Origin of the sequence: Dyadobacter flavalbus, assembly GCF_006149045.1 — a bacterium.
Lineage (GTDB): Bacteria > Bacteroidota > Bacteroidia > Cytophagales > Spirosomataceae > Dyadobacter > Dyadobacter flavalbus.
The window spans coordinates 886797-906822 of sequence record NZ_VBSN01000027.1; the positions used below are offsets into that span (position 1 = coordinate 886797).

Consider the following 20026-nt stretch of genomic DNA (forward strand, 5'->3'; position numbering starts at 1 on the left):
TCAAACTGTTTCAAGGCAGCTATCCACACTATTTAATCCAGAAAACCTGCTTTCCGAAAACCAATCAGCAAACCGTAGGAATTTGGATACAATTCTCCAATATCGCACGATATACTTGAATAAATGCTGCATTCTTTCAATATTTTTAATTTTTTTTCTGCCGATAGTATGAGCGATATCTGTTGCTTTGTTGAATCAAACTTGCCAAGCAGCGAGCCGTTATTACGCGAATATGTACCTTTAAAACGCAGGCTGGTACGCAGCCAAATTGCCGTAAAACCCGAATGAAATGCCCATAAATGATTGTTGTTTGTAAATTCTGAATCGTTACGAGGCAAATTTTTTTTTGTTGTTCCGGATTCCGGAATTAACGGCGTTCCGATTTCTTTTCCTTTATACGACCAGCCACGACGGTAAATATAACTGTTGTAATAATCCCCGTTTTCATAAACGGACTGATCTTCAAATGGCGATCTGTTAATCTGATTATTGGTGCCCAATACTTCAAGCAGAAAGCCGGTAAATACAAAGTGCCTGTTTTGTTTATCATAAGGTTTGTTTCTCCGGATTCGCAGACCGTTAAGCCCATCCTGGTAATTGATGATCCTGAACAAGGAACCCGTTTCATAAATATTTTGACGATATACAAAATAGGACCAGTTTCTGCCTTTCCATTCTCCCGCAATATCTACGGTTCCAAAATGATTTCCGATCTTTTTAAAGTGGAAAGTTTTTCCGGTAACGGTGTACCAGTATGCTTTAAGCGGTGCAAGATTATACAAAGGCGTAATTTTCGCTTCTCCGCCCCACATGGCCTGATGATTGAATCCGGTATATACATGAAGCCGGCTGGCGGCATTGCCAAACTTCAGATAAAAAGTTTTCTGATGAAAATAAGTGCGGGGAATCTGGCTGGCAATTCCGTAATTTATTTCACTTGGGCCGATAAAACCATCTGAGTAAGACAACTTGAAGGAAACAAGATCCTTTGTAAAATGAAGCGGATAATAATCCGGAACCGCAAGCTGCAATCTCGGGAAAGGACGTGCATTTCCTGCCACGGATAGTGAGCCGGACGTCAAAGTTGTATCCATTAATCCGGTAACTCCATTTTTTTGTCCTGCCAGAACTTCCAGTATTCCGATTTTACCAGTAACATAAAGGTCTGAAAAAAACAGGTTGGTTTGTGTGGAATAGCTTGCTGCAACTTCCGCCCCTGCACTCCATTGAAGCAGTTTTGAATGATTGGAATCGTATCTTTTGTAAATTCCGAGATTGGCAAATGCAAAATTTCCTTCCAGCGGAATATTGCCGTTCTGATTGGCTCGTACCCAGAAGGGGGTCTGGTCCGTAGCGCCGGACAAAGCGAATGAAGTTTTATAAAATACAGTAGAATCCTGAGCGTAGGAACCAGACGCGAGACATAGCATAAGAAAGATCAAACAGACTCGCATCTGACAGGTTAAAGCTCCTTTATGTGTTGAATAATATCTTGTTAATTTCGGGTTTGAAACCATTTATTTTGTAAAGCCGGCCTTCTTCCAACCAATCATGACAGCAGCATTGTTGGGATACAGTCCGCCAATATCGGCTGCCAGGCTTACATTTACAAAATCTTTTTTTCTTGAAGGCAGCGGGGTTTCCGCTCTGATTAAAAAGGAAGTTTGATGTATTGTATGCCTGAAACCAGAACCATAAGTGCCATAGTTGGCAGAATAGCTTCCTTTGAATGTCAGATTTATTTCATGGATGCTGGCACTGCTCCCGATATGGTATGCAATGATCCTGTTATTCAAAGTGTAATTGGATGTAGCAGTATTCCATTTGTCCCTTAACAGCTGTTTAGGTCCAATAAACGGCGTTCCCAACGACCTGTTTCTGTATGACCAGCCTTGACTGTATACATAATGGTTGAAATAATTATCCTGGCCGAATGTGCCTGTTGCAAAGTCAAATACTGTTCCGCCCTGGTTTTTGGTGTAAAGCAATTCGAATAAAAACGTTTTAAACTTGAAAGGCGTAGATTGGTAACCCGTTCTTTTCAGCCTGAAACCGTTCAGGCCGTCTGCAATGTTGGAAAAGTTGCTTAAAGAGCCGTCTTCGTAAATATTCTGCCGGTAAAGAAAAGCAGTCCAGTTTGTGAATTTCCACTCTACGGCCAGATCAATGGTTCCAAAGTGGTTCCCGACCCGGCTAAATTGCCACGGCTTTCCAAAAACCACATAGCGGTAAGCCTCCGGTCTTTTCAAGCCGGAACTGAAAATCTTGTCTTCTCCGCCCCACATGGCCTGATGGTTAAAACCGGCAAACAGGTTCAGTTTTTGTTTACGTCCGCCAAAACGGAAGTAAATGGATTTATGATGAAGATAAATGTCAGGAACCCTCTTTACATTCCCGTAATGTACTTGTGCAGAGCCAAGTAACCCGTCGGAATAAGCGAATTTCAGTGATATTATATCATTGGCCGGTATAATACTGAAGTAATCCGGTGTTGAGATCCGGATTTTGGGATACGGGCGGAAATTGGCAGACATCGCGATGGGTCCGCTGGTTAAAGTGCTGTCGGATAGGCCTGTAAATTCTTTTTGCTGCCCGATGCTTACTTCAACAGGGCCGGCTTTGCCGGCCAGGTACAGATCAGTAAAAAAGAAAGAAGAATTTTTTCCGGCATTTGCTATCAGTTCAGCACCGGCAGACCATTGAAAAAAGCGCGGATTATTTATGTTGTAAATCTTATGGATTCCGCCTTTTGCCAGCAGGAATGATCCGTTAACAGGAATTACACCATATTGATTTGCATTTAACCAGAATGGCGTGTTTTCTGTAGAAGCAGCAGCTTGCAGTTCAGCAGAATAAGTTAAAGTTGAATCCTGTGAAAGCGCGTCAGAATGATAAATGAAGCATATGGATAACGCAAGAATTAAGTTCCTCATTCAGTATGGGTTACTGATTCCTATAAAGATTTCCGGAATTGGTCTTAGCGTCCTCTTCTACCAAAAATGACAAAGGCAGTTCTCAGAATAATCTTGAGTTCCAAAAGCAGGCTCCAATTTTTGATATAGTACAAGTCATACATAAGTTTGTGCCGCGCATCGAACACGCCTGCACCATATGTATACATTACCTGAGCGTATCCTGTAATACCGGGTTTGATGTTATGCCGCATATTGTAATACGGAATCAATTCATCAAATGTTTCCGTAAAAACCTGACGTTCCGGCCTTGGCCCGATCAGTGACAAGTCTCTCTTGAAAATGTTAATGATTTGCGGAAGTTCATCAATCCGGCTCAGACGCATGTACGAACCGTATGAAAAGGTTCTGGAATCATTCTTTTTCGAAAATGAAGCGCCGTTAAGTTCCGCATCAAGTCCCATAGACCGGAATTTGATGCAATTAAAAGAAACGTTATTCATGCCGACCCTTTCCTGAAAGTAAAAGACAGGTCCGGGTGACTGTATTTTAATTTTGAAGTAACTCAGTATCCAGAGCGGAAAAGTAAAAAGAAAGAGAATGATAGAAATCGTGACATCAATAATTTTCTTGGGGTATCGGATTCTCCGTCCGAATGTCGGGATCGTAAGAAGATTGGGATTTATCTCGGAAACGTTGTCAGGAATGTAAACCTTTTTAAGACTTTTTTCGCAGAAGTCATAAACTGTTGTTATCCGGATTGATTTGTTTTTTTGTACTACGAGTTCATATATAATCCTGTTACGCTTGTCATATTGCGGATTCGTAACAAGGTGGATTTTTTCAAATTTGTCCAGCAGCGGTCTGACAGTATGGTTGAGAAGATAATCGTCGTCGTTGGAATGCGGTATGAGAATCACCTCCTTGTATTTCTTCAGAAGCAGGGCAAGATCGTGCTTCTGAAGAAAGTAATCATAGCTTGTTACTATCAAAACCTCCTTTGAAGTTGCCGTTTTACTTAAAAGCCGGTGTATATACCTGCGGTTCGTTACGTAAGTGTTGTTCATATGTGTGTATTAAGATGAATAAAATAGTGTGGTTTTTTAGGGAATTTTGCATTGTAATCGCAAGTTTAGGTATAAACTTTTATAATATAAAATATTAATTTAACTGAAGCGGATCACCGTAATTTTTATAAAAATACAATCATTACTATTTGGAGCAGATTATGTAAAGTTACAAGTACAATGCACGTATAAGTATTTTATTAAACTAAATTCCGGTTTTCGATCATTTAACAATACTTTTTATTCATGTTTTAGAACCAAACCGGAAAATTTTAAAACCTTAAGTCAGGAATAAATTTAATTCTTCAGGGAAGGCTTTTTTAAAATTTGTGCGTGATCAGATTGGCGCTGCAAACTTTAATAAATATAATAACAGGTTCAAGGGTTAAATGAAAAAGCAGCCTGATTTAATAAGCATATGAAACGTATAAGCATATAAATAACTAATGGATGTCCCTGATACAATTTATTTCCAGATTGATCAAAAAGTTCTGAATTCTGTTATCCGGCCTGATCTTTCTTTCTGATCAGACATGAATTTTTTAAAAAAAGAAAAAATTTCTGTTTTAATCAGTCTGTCATAGTGCCAGTATTCACTAGTATATACCGCAAAAGGAAACAATGTAATATTCAGAATTGATTCTATTGCTAATTGATAATGGTTTTAGCATGATTATTGTAATTTTTTAGAAGTAATAATGCATTGATTCTAGTATAAATTCTATATCAATACATTGGCTGAAGAAATGAAGAATGTAATCATTCAATTTTAATTATGTAAGTGTGTTTATAATTAATATTAAGCTTGTTTGGCATGCAGGAATAATTCGTTTTTGACTGCATTACATTATACGTAAGAATGGTATAAAACAGAAGAACGTTTTCAGTTTTAAAATCCGTTCCGGTGATAAAATATAGACGCATTTTCCGGTTACATAAGGAATTAAAGTGTACAATTTATCAGGAAAGCAGTGTTTCTGATATTCAGCTTTTACTGTTCTTTAATACATGAGTTGAATGATATAAATCCAGATATGCATTGTACATGGATTGAATAGTAAAATACTTTTCGTACGATTTCCTTGCTTCTCTTTTTGCCAGTACAAGTTCGTCTCTGTTATTTATATATTTTAATATTGCTTCTGCAAAATACGAAACCTGGTTATCAACTGCCTTTCCGTTGGAGCCATTCAGTACTTCTGAAATTCCGCCTACATCCGATGCAATTACGGGCACTGAATAGCACAAAGCTTCCAGAATTGACATCGGCATTCCTTCGTAATCGGACGGCAGCATAAAAACGTCGGCATGTTCCAATAATCTGTGTGCTTCTTCTGCTTCACCCAGGCAAAATACATTGTCCGGAACATCTGATAATTTTTCTTTATTGCCAATCCAGAAAAAATTTGCACCATGTATTTTAAGCTTTTCTGCAACTTCACAAAATAAGTCAAACCGCTTTGGCGGTGAAATACGAGCAATGCAGATTACCTTGAAACCCGGTTTTGCCTGTATTATGCTTTTCAATCGATTGTGGTTTTCAGATTCAGGTTTGTCGTAAGATGTATGGTAATCTATTATGCCGTTATAGACAAACCCTGTGTTGTCCCGGATGCCTTCCTTACGCAGATTGTTGTAATCATACTGGCTGACACCTACAATATGCCGTGCTCTTTTCTTTAAAAGCTTTTCTAAAAATAAAAACTTGCGGTATGCAACGCGAATGGAATCAAACCCGTGAACGGTGTATATGATCTTGGAACTTGGAAAAGCAAGACGTCCCAGGATTCCAATCTTGGAGGAGTGTAAATGCACAATATCAGGGTTGAAGGCCGCATCTATTTTGCCTAGTTCTTTCACTACCTTGATTTCTTTGAGCAAACTTATACTTCTTTGCAGATATGGTATTTTCCATTGTTTTACTTCTTTCGGCAAAGTATTCCACAGCTCGCCACCGGCTGATGATGCAACCATAACCTCATGTCCGTTCCGAATAGACTCTGCTGCCAGATTTAACACAACTGACTGTGCCCCTCCAAGTTCGGCAAGGGTTATAACGTGTAATATTTTCATAGATACTGAAGGCACATATCAACCATATTATCAATTAACCTGTTTAAAAGAGTCAAATTATTCCATGTTTCTATATTTACCTTTAAAGATTACGGCTTATTGTAGTTTACGAGCTTCAATATAATTCAAAATTTTCTCTAATGTACGCTCAATCTATTACTACTGTCAACATGAATATCAGGAACTACATTCTATTCACTTGCCAGTAAGTGATAAATCTTGTTTGCGGTCAAAGGTAAATTTTTGGCACAGTTAAATATTATCCACAAACATGAATCGAACAGGTTTTTTTACCGAATGGCCTTATCCGATTTTTCAGCGGTGCATATTGGGTAAAAGAGAAATTCTTTAATGTATGCAAGGAAGCAAAGAGTTGAAGTATCCTGAAAAGCAGATTTACTGAATTTATACGGAAATATTGTTTTGTACTTTATTCCAGCTTCTTTTTCGGCAGATGTGAATGGTAAAAAGTGTGAATCGCTTTCCATAACTGCTGCTGCTCAAAATTTTCAAGCACAAACTGCTGTGCCAATTTCCCCATCTTTTCGCTGGCCTGACGATCTTCGATCAACCTTTCGCATGCTTCAACAATTGCTTCAACATTCTTGGGCTGAATAAGAATTCCTGTTTTGCCGTTCTCGATCATTTCATTGCAGCCGTTAATGTTCGTAGCAACGCAGGGAATACCCATGGCATTGGCTTGTAACAGTGCCTGCGGAAAACCTTCCCGGTAACTTGGAAACACAAATATGTTGGAAGCAACCAGGAATTTCCGCACATCATTCTGATGTCCGACTGCAATGATGGATGGATTGTTAATGATCTCACGATCCGTATCTTCTTCAAGCGGATTCAGGTCTTCGGGCGCACCGATCAACACCAGTTTGAGATGCTGATGGCGCTTTTGGAGGACTTTAAATGCTCTCACCAGCTCATTGATGCCTTTGTAATTGGCAAGCCTGCCCATGAAAGCAAGTACGATATCCTTCTCACTGATGTTATGACGCTTTTTAAAATCCTTGCTCTCAGCCAGTAATTGCGGATTGATGGAGAAGTAATTGAGGTCGATGCCATTGCTGCTGCCATTTCCCAAAACCTTCACTTTCGACTTGTTTGAACTCAGATTGTTGTCCAGAATAAATTGTTTGAGCTCCTGGGAATTGGGCAGGACCCAGTCTGAACACCAGTAAGTAAGGGATTCTACAAAATTGAGCAACTTCCTTTTCGGGCCGGTAACTTCCATGAGCGGCAAGCCGGCAACGGTGTGCATTTTTAGCGGGACATTGCAGATGTAAGCCGCCAGCATTCCGATAATTCCAGCCTTTGGTGAATGTGTATGCACAATTTCAGGTTTGATCCGCCTGATTAGTTTGATGGTATCAAACAGCGCAATCAGATCTTTGAAGGGCGTCAGCTCCCGGGAAAGATGCAGCGGGTAGAAATGCGCATTCTGACTTTCCACCATTTCCGGGACATGCTCATCAGGAGTGCTGGCCATATACACATCCATCCCGTTTTCTGACATATATCTCAGTTGTCCTCTAAGCAATATACGTAGCGAATAAGTTTCAGTAGTAATCCTAAGTAATTTGATTTTGTTCATCGAAATAAAGCGCCTGTGACGTTCAGAAGTGTCAGTTATTATGGCTGAATGTTCACGATTATGTCAGTTTTAAATGATCATTGATCAGGAAGCGCCGATTAGTTCCTGAAAATAAGTTATGGTTTCCTTCAAACCGTCTTTAAACAAAACCTCGGGTTGGTAATGCAACTGATTGCCGGCTTTGGAAATATCGGCAAGGCTGTGCTTCACGTCTCCTTTTCTTTCCGGCTTGTAAACGGGTTCCAGCGAGCTTCCCAGATTTTCAGTAATTGCAGATACAAGTTGGGTCAGTGACGTTTGCTCATTGCAGGCAACATTGAAAACTTCATGCTTTACAAGATTATCCGCCAGCAATGCTTTGATATTCGCCTGGACTACATTGGACACAAATGTAAAATCCCTTGAAGTAAGCCCGTCACCATTAATAACCGGCCGCTCGCCGTTCAGAATTTGTGTAATAAACAGGGGAATAACAGCAGCATAAGGCCCGTTGACATTTTGCTTTGGCCCGAAAACATTGAAATACCTCAGGCCGATGCTGTGAAACTGATAAGTACGCGAGAAAACATCGGCATAAAGCTCATTCACATATTTGGTGACAGCGTAAGGCGACAAAGGATTTCCTATAACAGCTTCCTGCTTTGGCAGCAAAGGACTGTCGCCGTAAGTCGAGGACGAAGCGGCATATACCATTCGTTTTACGCCTGCTTCTTTGGCTGCCTGCAGAACATTCAGGAAACCGCTGATATTGACTTCATTGGTTGTGATCGGGTCATTGATACTTCTCGGAACCGAACCCAGTGCCGCTTCATGCAGGACATAGTCAATTCCCTGCATGGCTTCCGTGCAGGTTTTGTAATTCCGGATATCGCCTTCAATAAACCGAACCTGTCCGTTACTGATAAATTCTGCAATGTTTTCCAGATAGCCAGTGGATAAATTATCCAGAACTACAATCTCTGCGGCTTGATACTGCGCCAGATATGCAACAAGATTTGAACCGATAAATCCGGCACCTCCGGTAACCAGAAACTTGGAGGATGATATATCCTGCTGATGATATTTATTGAAATTCATGATATTCAGGGCAGCAAAATAAGTGCTGCGAAAAGCAGTTTGAAATGGATATAAGACTGACAGTCAAAGCTTTTTACAGCCTTGCGTACATTTTTTCTCTGGGAAATATTCCTTTTACATCGTAAACGATCGGGCCGTTTTCTCCGGATGGAATGGGCAGATCAAGCAACTGGTCATGCCCTACAGCGGCAATAATTCCCTGGTATTTTTCAATTTCCTCCAGATGATCGATTAAAGTAATCCCGTATTCGTGCTCGACTTCCTTTTTGTCGGCCCAGGGATCATATACATGAACATTCATCTCGTACGATTCCAGTTCCCGGATAATGTCGATCACCCGGCTGTTGCGAATGTCGGGGCAGTTTTCCTTGAAAGTAATCCCGAGCACGAGCACATCCTGGCCCTTTATCTTACGTTCGCTCTGAATCAGCAATTTGATGAACTGGGTAGCAACGTAGGGCCCCATGGAATCATTTAACCTGCGGCCGGCAAGAATAATTTCCGGATGATAACCTACTTCCTTGGCCTTTTGCGCCAGATAAAAAGGGTCTACGCCGATGCAGTGCCCGCCTACAAGCCCGGGTTTGAACGGAAGGAAATTCCATTTGGTCCCGGCTGCTTCCAAAACCTCGCTCGTATCGATTTTCAGCAGGTTAAAGATTTTTGCAAGCTCATTTACAAAGGCAATGTTGATGTCGCGCTGTGCATTTTCGATCACTTTGGCAGATTCGGCAACTTTTATGCTCGAAGCTTTGAATGTGCCTGCGGCGATAATTGAGCTGTATAATTCATCCACTTCCTCCGCAATCTCCGGCGTTGATCCGGAAGTTACTTTCCTGATTTTTGTCAGCGTATGATGCTTGTCACCCGGATTGATCCGCTCCGGAGAATAGCCGCAGAAGAAATCCTGATTGAATGTCAGCCCGGAAATCTTTTCCAGGATCGGAACACAGTAATCTTCCGTAACACCGGGATAAACCGTTGATTCATAGATAACCAGGTCGCCAGCTTTCAAATTGCGTGCAACCGTTTCCGTCGCTTTCCGGACAGGCGTAAGATCGGGATTATTGAACTGGTCAACCGGGGTAGGGACAGTGATGATGAAGATGGAGGCTTGTCGAATATCGTCGGGATCTGAGGTAAATCTCAGTTTGTCGGCCGATTTTAGTCCTGCCGCATCCACTTCAAGCGTTCTGTCGAACTGATTGTTTAATTCGTTTATTCTCTGCTGATCAATGTCAAGCCCGATTGTTTTAAAAATTTTACCAAATTCAACTGCGAGAGGCAGCCCTACGTAACCCAGACCAATGACGCAAATTATCTTATTTTGTAGGTGCATATAGTTGTTTATAATTGTCAGTGATTGACAAAAATAGTCGATGTGCACAAAATAAGGTTGCTCCGATCTGAAATCTTGCGGAAATGTTCCCTCTCGCAGCTGATAAAAGTTAAGGCTGAACGGTCCAGGTTCCTACCATTCCGTCCACTTGCCAGGTGTTCGTTGCAATTTTCCGAAGTGTGATTTTGCTTCCCACTACATTACTTTGGATGTACTTTCCCTTGGTTGCGGAAATAGGCAGGATCGTGTCATTAATTAATGGTATGAGCCTCAATATCTGTCCAGTACGTACTTCGAAAGTTATTGCAGGATAGTTAGGCGGCAGCCCGTTAAGCGAAATTGTTCTTAAACCTGTTGAAGTGGCATTGTGAAACACTTTTTTAAAGAAGCCGTAAGTCAGTAACCGGTTTGCCTGCGCAATATCAAAAGTCAGTTTTTCATGCCTGTCGGATAAAGCAAAATTATCCACAACCGCCATGTGCACATATTTCAGAGCATCCAGTCCTTCCAGCACGGCAGGATCGATCAGACTGCAGTTTTTAACGGTTCCTTTTTTGGACACATCTTCAAATGCAAATGCCGAAACCATCTTTTTGACACTTCTTGTATCGTAAACTTTTGGACGGACAATGTGGACATTGCCGATATTGGCATCACCTATCGCACTTGCTTCACGATAAACCAGCATAGCGGAGCCAAACAGCGCATGCGTCGAGCCGGCATTATTGCAATCGATCACCGTGGGATCATTGATCTGAACAGCGCATGCACTGGAACTGTAGTTGCTGGCGCAGAAGCCGTTGGCTTTATTGTTTTTCCAGATCGGATTCTGAAAGGTGATCGTTCCCGTAATAGCTCCCGTGGCTCTGGAAATATATGCGCCGTAAAAGCTGCCATCATCTATATGATTGGTAATGGCAATGTCCACAACACGGTTTGTGCCTTTGAAATCATCAATAAGAATGACGATACCGGCTCCAATATTGTTTTTCGTAATCGGATTGGTGATGCGGATGCCTTCCAGAAATTCGTCAGGGTAGTTTGGCTCAATGTCGATTCCGGCGCTCGGAGCCGTTCCGTTTGTGTTGGAGAAGACGGGACTGATTACCTCAATGTTTTTACCGGATATAATGGAAAGGCCTTGTCTTCTGTTATTGTCCGCACTGATGTTGATCAGTTTTACATTTTCCGAAAATTTCTGAGTCGGGCTGGAACCGATGTAAAATCCGTCACCGCCGCTGTTGTTGGCCGCAATTCCTTCGATCGTTACATTTTTGACACCAAGCATGATGAAAATATGCCGTTGTTCTCCGCTTGTGTATTTTGCCTTCTGATCTTTGAATACAACGTTGTTCCCCTTAATGGAGACATTCTGAACATTGTACATCATGATCATTCTTTCTTCCAGACCCAGTGTACCAAACCCTTCTACAACGGTGCCTTCTTCAAGGGTAAGCGTTTTGTTGGAGCGCATATTCAGATTTTTAATCCGGTAAGAAACAGCCGGTTTTGGAAAATAAATGCTGCTGATATCCGCCCGGTCAAGCATTTTCTGCAATGTTGCCGTATGATCTGTTGCGCCATCGCCGACAACCCCAAACCATTCTACATTCACCGGGCCTGAAAACACGCGCTCATATCGTTTGCCGGAAGCAACTATGGTCAGCGCTCCGTCGTCTGCCTTGGTGGAAGACGGATTATGCTTGAATATTCCCGCACGGGCCGGATCTGTGATAAAAACAGTTGTGGCTGTATCAGTAATTGATCTTAATTCCGCCATACTCAGGTACGGAACATATGAAATCTTTCCTGCCAGTGCGATACGGGCATTGGATGATCCTTCCTGTACGCCTTCACTCATACCAAATGAAAGCCTGTCCACCTCGATAAAGTCGCTTGCACTATTTGCAGACTTGTGGCTTCTTAGTAACTGAAAGACACCGGCTCGTTCGGCACTGACGAACTTTCCCCTGAGCGTGTAAAATGCTGTTGGCTTGCTGCCGCTTAGTTCACCTTCGATAAAGTCATGGTAAGATCCTCCGGTTTGTTGAAATCCGTCAGGAAAGATTACCTTCAGGCGAAATGCACGGGCAGTTTCAAAAACATAAACAGTGTTGGCGGGTATGTTCAGAAGATCGGCCTTTATCTTGATTTCAAACTCTTCGTTAACCGAAACCTCTTCTGCAGATGTACTGATGGAAAAACGGATGGGATCAATGGCGTTGGTGTGTGCGGATAATAGTGTCAGAATTCCAACTAACACGAGGCAAAGGAATTTTGTTGACCAAGTTGTCATGCTGTAATGTTTGATTAAAATTGTTTTACAAAAAAACAGAACTAGTTTTAGTTTTCGTAAAACAATTCTAATCATAAAACAGTTGCATTCAGCAAAAAGTGTAGCATTCCGGCGGTAGGTTTTACCGAGTAATTTTGGCCGCTGCGGCAGATTACAGCATAAAAAATTTTTACTGATCCAGTAATTTTTTGTAAAGTAGAATGTATTTATCTACCATATTTTCCATACTGAAGCTTTTTACAAATATGACTGCTTCTGTGGCCATTTTTTCAGACAAGCCCGGTTCCTGAAAAACAGGTCTGATTTTATTTGCCAGATCAACTTCGTCGCCGGGAACAAACAGAAAGGACTTGTCCGGTACGATTTCACGAATTCCGGCAACATCGGAACCCAGAAACGGAACGCCGGCTGCAAGTGATTCGAGTGTAACCCCGGACATGCCCTCATAAGATGAAGAAAGGACATTCAGATCAACGGTCTTCATCAACGAAGAAATATCGGTACGAAAGCCCAGGTAATGGACCTGATTTTCCACGCCGCATTCAACGGCCAGTGCCTTCGTTTTTTCCTTCAGTTCGCCTTCACCGGCAAGTAACACATGATACTCTTTTCCCAGGATTGCACAAGCCTTGATCAGCGCGCCCTGATCCTTCGGATACCTGAAACTGGCCGCCATGAGTATTAATCGGGCATTAAGCGGAATATTTAGTTGCGCGCGTAATGCTGATCTGTCAAGCTTTGGAGCATCAGCAATGCCTGTAAGGTCTACGCCGTTATGGATTGTATGGATTTTTTCGCCCTGGCCGATCCACGCAACCAGTTTGGTATTGACGCTATCCGTAATGGCGATGATGGCCGAATAGGGTTTGTATGCAGCGCGCTCTATTCCTTGCAGATACTTTTTCTCCCGCCTTTTGTTATGGTTACTGTGTTCCGTAAAAATCAAAACCGGCCTGACCATCATGGAAGAGACAGCCAGACTAGCCCAGTATTGGGCCGGAAACAAGTGAACATGAACGACATCGAAGGTATTAGCTGTAAGAAACGTCCGTATTTTCCATGCGCACAACGGATTGTAAAAACTATTTATGCCAAGGTCGTGAATGGTGATTCCGGCTTTTTTAATGTCTGACAAGAATGAAGGCACAGATGCTTTTCCATTAAGTAGCAACAGCGCAATATCGATGCCTTTTTTTTTGAAAAACGGAAGAGAAGAGGCTAAGAGCTTTTCTCCACCGCCCTGGGATACGTCATTGATAATTACTAAAACTCTCATTATAAAATTTGGTACCAGTTACTGCTTGTAGTAAAGATGCAATAGATCAGTCTACGAGCACATTGTTTTCAAAGACATTGGAATCAGGAGCGGTTCTTAACGACTTTTCATTTTTTGATGCGCCCGGCGTTCTGGTGCTTTTTGGCAAGGCTTTATCCCGGATATCAATCTGTTTATCTTCGACAACAACGATTTTGGAGCCGCTAATTTTATTATTTACGAATCTGTAACCCTTATTTTTTCTGCCCAGATTAATTGCGCGGCTGCTGCTTTTAATATCACACCCTTCGAAAGTAACGTTGGAAGAGCCCAGCCCGAATTTGGCCAGAATTTCACCGGAACTGTTGTTGCTGAAACTACAGTTGGTGAATTTGACATTGGTAACCAATTTTTCTTTCCGTTTCGCGTCAACCTCTGCTTCAATGTCTACCCCGGTTCCGGTAGCAGCGTACAAACACCGTCCGGTATTCGTCAGTGACGTACCGGTAATCTCCATTTTATCGCCGCCCGTCAGGGCCAATGCCGTTCTGGCGTTGAAGTCAAGTTTGCACTGAATGATCCTGACATTCTTCTGACCCGGCTCGGTATGGGAATTTGCTATCTGCATGCCATCCAGGCCAAAACGCTGAACAGTTACTTTCCGCAGGGTGACATTCCCGGAATGCGAAACGTAAACGCCATAATGCGCCAGCTGAATGCCGCAGTCGCCATAGCCGCCGCCTATATTGATCTTCTTCGGGTTAAAGGACGGGCTTTTCTCATCCATACACTTCATTTTGTACGTATTCATGTTATTCAGTGTTTCTGTATAGAAATTGCCATCCAGTTCCAGGTTTTCAACGGTAACATTGCTGCTGTTCACGATCAGGATGCATCTTCCCAGATCAGCCCTTTTATCGGAAGTTGTTTTGGTTTTCGGAGTGCATTCCATCGTAATGTTCGTACTGGAACCGTCCTGCGGATTAAAAGTGCCGAATCTGAAGCCGGTGTCATATTTCAGTAAGCTGCCGGCCACGCCCTTGATCTTTACGTTTTTGGCATTGATAATCTGGATAACATCCATTCCGCGGTAGTAATAGTCCCGGTTACCCAGCTTCTCCTGTTTACCGACGATGTATTTTCCTGCTGGTATGATCAGTTCACAATAGCCTTTCCGACGATTGATAAAGTCCGATGCAGCCTGAAAAGCGGCGTGATCATTGATGGTGTCATTCGGAATGGCGCCGAAATCCTTTTGAATATCTAATTTAAGAATGGTTTTGCTGACCCTGCTGGAATGTCTGGTCGAATCGTAGGAAAGGACTTTATGTTGAGAATAGGCGGCTGAACTTAAAAATGACAAGCCGATAAACGTTGCCCAAAGTGCTAGTACTTTCATAAAAGAATGTTTCGGTTTTCAATGCGACAGATGAATGCTTTGCTGATTTTTGAAAATCAAGGCAGTTGCAGACGTTTAGCCATGCAGCGAGTATATGATTTTGTGCCTGATTTTATGCTTAAAACGATAACAATCGTGCCAAATTGGCCCGTTTTGCTATGCCGGTTTCCTTCACTGCAGCTTCATTTTTTGTTTATACAATCCGAGGTATTTTTCAGCAGTTGAACGAATGTGGTATTTTTGAAGAAATGTATCAACGCAATTCTCTGCCATTTTCTGCTTATCAATAAAGTAATGAAATGCCTTGATGGCTTCGAAAAACGCTGTTTCTGTTACATCCTTACTTAAAAATCCATTTACCTGATCCGTAATCATTTCGGGTATGCCTCCTACGGGCGTGCAGATCGGAATACATCCCAGAGACAATGCCTCAATCAGCGAAATGGGCATTCCCTCATAAAGGCTTGACATGCAAAAAGCATCGGCAACAGACAGATAATCTACGATATTATCTTTTGCGCCAATCAGCTCTATGTAAGGATCACCTTCTGCAAGGTTTTGCAGGCGGGCTGCAACCTTTTGTTCTCTCAAATCACCGATAATCAGAAGCCGGCACTTTTTATCCGTCATTTGCTGATTAAACATCTGAACGGCTCTGACCAGCATTTCCTGATTCTTGACTTCAACCACACGGCCGACATTAAGCAGCAGGTATTCATTCTCTTTTACACTGAATCTCTTTTGTATTTCAGGAAATTCCGGCGTTGTTTCTAGCACAGGGCGGCCATTTACAATCGTAATGTCGTTGCCCAGACCGTAATATTCCTTGAAAGTTCTTTTTCCGTCCTCAGAGATCGTAACCGGAGTTACCCGTTCTTTTTTATAGTAATGGCTGCGGGCTATTTTAAGTATGCCGATAGGACATTCCTGAGCTGCCTGCGAATGGAGTGTATGAAAATACTTTGTACGGGAAGGGAATTGAAAGAATACATTAAGGTTGATATATTCAAATGCATTTATATGTGTATTTACAATATCCGGTTTGATCTTGTTTATCCATTTGGAAACGCTTAGTAAAGTCTTTGGGTCAAACCCGCTTTTCTTTTTAAAAGAAATATAATGAACCTCATTGGCAAGTTCCGACAGGAATGAATCCGAAACACTATTGTCCTTCAGTGAGAGCAGGTATACATCGACGCCTGGAATCCTGGCCATTTCATTACATAAATCGACGACAAATCTTTCTGCGCCACCCCTACTGAGTGATGGAGTAATGTGTGCTATCTTCATTCTTGGAATCTAGTTTTTTAGAATTAAATCGGGCCTGCATTTCAAACAGTTCAAGACCGACATACACCAGTAAAAAATAATTGATTGAGTACAGCATGGGTCTTTGGAAGAAAACAAGCATTAAAAGCAGCATGGAAATGCAGCTGAAAATGAAATATCTTCGCCACGGGTGGAAATAGGCAAAGAGAAAAATCAGATAAAAAAGGATGAGAATACCACGTTCCAGAACAAAAACCCTGTATGATAATGTAGAACCGCCGTATACCTTCAGCATATAATCTTTTCCTTTTCCTGTAAGCAAATCCGTGTTGCTTTCCGAAAGAAAACCCTGATACAGGGACTCGAATCCCCGGATCGCTGTATCTCTGTTATTAACGATACCCACAATCCAGCCGTTTTGCCATTCAAAACGATTGTATATTTTGAGAGATAATATCGGGTCATCTTTAGTGCTTCTTGCTGCAAAAACAAATAAAATATAGGAAATGCAAATGAAGACTACAGAGAAGGCCAGACGGAAGATAAGTTCTTTCGCCTTTAACAGCCGGGTATTCGAAAAGTATAGGATGGGTAGAAATGTAATAAGGAAAAAGAGCGATAAAGAGAGAATTCCCGATATAACCAGAACCCAGTATTCAAACCGGCTTAACATCCGCCGGTAATAAAACAGAATGATCGGAATGATGGTGCCCACTACGCCGGGCTCATCAAAAACCGAGCTGAACCGATTCTTGACACCAAGTCTGGTCCAGTAAAAAAAGAAATAGTTGTCGTAAATCCTGCCTCTTCCAGCTTCGCCGCGCTGAATAGAGAATAGCGGAGGAATATTGACCAGGTTGATAAGAAAGTAAATGGGTAATCCGACAATGAGCAGAAAAATGAAAAATTTGATATACCAATGGGCAACCTTGAAACGCTCTTCGTCTCTTAACAGCGTGAATGTCAGCACCGGAAGAATACCGGAATACAGCAACTGAATGGAAATAAGTATCGAGCCTTCATTATAATAAGCCCACCACACAGGCAATATCAGGGCCGCAAGAATGTAATTCTTGTAATTGTTCTTGATCAGCAGTGCGAGGAAAGCATATAAGTTCAGAAATTTCAAACCATACACAAACACACGAACCGGCACAATGGTACTATATACTGGATATGAATCAAAAAATGCAATCAGGACAAGGTTAATACATATCAGTTTCCGGATATCGATTTTGCGATCCTTCTGAACTGAAATATGCAATGCCGGTATTTTCATACATCAAATGTCGATGAAAATTAATGAAGTAAGACTGATTTTAATTCCTCAGGGCTTTTGATCTGATCGAATCCCCAAATGTAATTGGCCAGCTTGTACTGATCTGATGTAATTCTTTCCTCAAATACACTGAATGCATCGTAAAGTAGCTGATTGTCCCGTTCTTTCGTACTTGTTACTTCCGGCTGATAGTGGATGTTCAACAAGTTGTCCCCGCTTTTGGATTTCGATACAAGGGCTACGTGCTGCTTGAACAGATAATTGGGTTTGTTCAGGAAAAGGCTGTAACCAATATGCGTGCCGGGGCTATTGGATATGACCATATCGGAAAGCGAGATAATTGACTTCAACCGGTTCAGAAAATACAGATCGTCCCGATGCCCGGCAGTTGTAAGTTTGTACCCCATGTTCCGGTAATATTCATGGTCGCCGTTTTGTGTATCTTTCCAGTACATACAAACCAGCACGGTATCGTATCCGGTTTTCCTCTTTTCAATCTCGGTACAAAACTGCTTTTTATCGTATTCTGACGCAACCGCGCCAATGGAATGACTCGGAAAAACGAGCAGAACTCTGCCCAGGTCCTTTTTGATTTCTGACAAAGCCTTTGCATCAAGAAGCCCTTCGCAATAATGAATGTAAGGTCCAACCTGAATGGGTACTTTGCCTGTTTTCTCCTGGATGAATTTTGCCCTGTAACTGCTGTAAGTCAGCGTTTTCTTTGCAAGCATGACCGAATCGGCACGAACAAGGTTGCCTATGACAATGCCGTGTTCCAGGTAAATTTCATGCAAAGGAAGATTTTTGTCATCGATTTCAATATTTGCATATTTCAGGAATTGAAAGAGGATGCCGTAATAATTGCAATCTTCAAAATAAAATTGTGGAAAATATGGCAGTGGAGCACTCAGCTTTGAAAGATCAAAAATATCGGCTGACTGCCGCGACTTCACCTGAGCAGGAAAATCTGTGGCTCCGGATCTTTTGTAAGCGCAATATATGCTCCGAAAAATTTTCGTTTTTTCGGCTAGCACTACAATCTGTCTTTTAAGGTCGTTAATCATAGCAAGTTCAATGAAATTCTAGTTGGTCTGGGAATTGCGAAAGCTGAACCAGGGCATTGGATAAACCTTTGAGCTGAGCATCATAACGACGAGACAATTGAGCAGACTGATTGCAAAATTTGAATAAGCAGCGCCAAGCGGCCCGATGCTGCTTACCAGATAATAGGACAAGGCAACTTGCAGCGCAGAACATAAAAAAGTTACAATTGCCAGTGAAGCAGATCTTTTTACATAAAAAATGTACGTAACATACATCAGATAAATACCTTGAAACGCTTGTGAAAACAAGGCCCAGCCTACATACATTTTTGCATCACTGTATTTTTCCGACAGAAAGTGATCAATCAGGATATCCGATGCCAGGGTTGCAGCGAATGTAAGCAGCAGCAAAGACACAATGTACAAATAGGTGAGCTTAACCAGCTTCCGCTTCTTTACCGCAAGGACTTTCGGATCAGAAATGGAAAGTGTCTTGTAAACAAACGGTGTAAATGCATTGTTGAATGCCAGTGTCAAAAAAGAAATAATCAGGCTGAACTGAAATCCGGCTGCATAAATACCGCTTTCGGAAACACCCGCCAGATTGGATATGATGAGTCTGTCGGCGCCGGCGCGGGCCCAGATGCTGATGGCATGCGGTATTAACGGAAGGCAAAACCTGAAAATATCTTTAATGTACTGCTTGTTATACGAGATATTCAGATAGCCGCGCTTCCATAAAAGGATCACACTGATCAATGCATAAAGAACGGAACTGGTGCCGATCCCGATGATTCTGCCCTGCCAGCTCAACTGAAAAAGTATGATCAGGATAAGTGAAAGTGTGACGTCACAAACGGTTTGTGAAATCTGATAACTTCCAAAATACAGCGGTTGCTCTTCAAGTCTCCAGATGATCAGATTGATATTACTGATTACCTGAGCAGTTGCAATGATCAGGCCGCTGACTACAAAAGCTGTATTGACTGAAAGGTAGCTCCTGATTGGTTCGATAAACCAGAAAACGATCAGCCCGCAAACTGCAAGCGTGATAGCCAGTACAAACAAAATATTGAAAATATACTTCCCGATTTCAACCTTGTCCAGTCGGTAGAAGTTGACTGAAACAATACTCTGAACGTTGATTCCTATGAAAATGACGAGAAGATTAAGATAAACATTGTAATTGGCAACTTTACCATAATCCTCAGGTAGCAGATAATGAGTAAGTAACGGAAGAATTAAAAAAGGAACCGCCTTGTTTACAGCGTCAGTAATAACGTAAAGTACGCTGTTCCTGACAAGTGGATGTTTTCTTAAATTTTCAATTTTACTCCTCAAAACCGGCTTTCCAATTAGTAATCCAATATGATCTTTTCAATGTACTCTCTTGCATGTATTTCATTTGAGAGTG

At 41.8% G+C, this 20026-nt stretch carries 14 protein-coding genes; all 14 read right to left on the minus strand.

Annotation, left to right across the window (positions count from 1 at the left end):
- Window positions 1–32: 32 nt before the first annotated feature.
- Window positions 33–1454: a capsule assembly Wzi family protein gene (locus FEM33_RS08960; RefSeq protein WP_229214156.1), complete on the minus strand. Its 1422-nt coding sequence runs from the start codon at window positions 1452–1454 to the stop codon at window positions 33–35.
- A gap of 63 nt (window positions 1455–1517) precedes the next feature.
- Window positions 1518–2933, minus strand: coding sequence for a capsule assembly Wzi family protein (locus FEM33_RS08965; protein ID WP_139011683.1), 1416 nt, complete (start codon window positions 2931–2933; stop codon window positions 1518–1520).
- Between the two features lie 44 nt (window positions 2934–2977).
- The gene (locus tag FEM33_RS08970; protein WP_139011684.1) at window positions 2978–3979 is read right to left on the minus strand and encodes a sugar transferase; all 1002 of its coding nucleotides are present in this window, start codon (window positions 3977–3979) and stop codon (window positions 2978–2980) included.
- Between the two features lie 984 nt (window positions 3980–4963).
- Complete coding sequence (locus FEM33_RS08975) at window positions 4964–6052, minus strand: glycosyltransferase (protein ID WP_139011685.1); 1089 nt, start codon at window positions 6050–6052, stop codon at window positions 4964–4966.
- Window positions 6053–6482: 430 nt separating this feature from the next.
- Entirely contained in the window at window positions 6483–7655 is a 1173-nt protein-coding gene (locus tag FEM33_RS08980) for a glycosyltransferase family 4 protein (protein ID WP_139011686.1), read from the minus strand.
- A gap of 84 nt (window positions 7656–7739) precedes the next feature.
- The gene (locus tag FEM33_RS08985; protein ID WP_139011687.1) at window positions 7740–8732 is read right to left on the minus strand and encodes an SDR family oxidoreductase; all 993 of its coding nucleotides are present in this window, start codon (window positions 8730–8732) and stop codon (window positions 7740–7742) included.
- Between the two features lie 73 nt (window positions 8733–8805).
- Window positions 8806–10071, minus strand: a complete 1266-nt coding sequence (locus FEM33_RS08990; RefSeq protein WP_139011688.1) for a nucleotide sugar dehydrogenase — start codon at window positions 10069–10071, stop codon at window positions 8806–8808.
- 109 nt (window positions 10072–10180) lie between these two features.
- On the minus strand, window positions 10181–12334 hold the full coding sequence (locus FEM33_RS08995; RefSeq protein WP_229214157.1) for a glycoside hydrolase family protein: 2154 nt from the start codon (window positions 12332–12334) through the stop codon (window positions 10181–10183).
- Window positions 12335–12536: 202 nt separating this feature from the next.
- Window positions 12537–13643 (minus strand): glycosyltransferase, encoded by a 1107-nt coding sequence (locus tag FEM33_RS09000; protein WP_139011690.1) that lies wholly within the window; start codon window positions 13641–13643, stop codon window positions 12537–12539.
- 46 nt (window positions 13644–13689) lie between these two features.
- Complete coding sequence (locus FEM33_RS09005; protein WP_139011691.1) at window positions 13690–15021, minus strand: right-handed parallel beta-helix repeat-containing protein; 1332 nt, start codon at window positions 15019–15021, stop codon at window positions 13690–13692.
- Window positions 15022–15192: 171 nt separating this feature from the next.
- A complete protein-coding gene (locus FEM33_RS09010; RefSeq protein ID WP_139011692.1) occupies window positions 15193–16311 on the minus strand; it encodes a glycosyltransferase in 1119 nt (372 codons plus the stop codon).
- Entirely contained in the window at window positions 16277–17569 is a 1293-nt protein-coding gene (locus tag FEM33_RS09015; protein WP_139011693.1) for a hypothetical protein, read from the minus strand. Before FEM33_RS09015 ends, FEM33_RS09010 begins: the two co-directional genes overlap by 35 nt.
- A 20-nt stretch (window positions 17570–17589) precedes the next feature.
- A complete protein-coding gene (locus FEM33_RS09020) occupies window positions 17590–18633 on the minus strand; it encodes a hypothetical protein (RefSeq protein ID WP_139011694.1) in 1044 nt (347 codons plus the stop codon).
- Between the two features lie 18 nt (window positions 18634–18651).
- Entirely contained in the window at window positions 18652–19953 is a 1302-nt protein-coding gene (locus FEM33_RS09025) for a lipopolysaccharide biosynthesis protein (RefSeq protein ID WP_161597086.1), read from the minus strand.
- Window positions 19954–20026 lie beyond the last annotated feature (73 nt).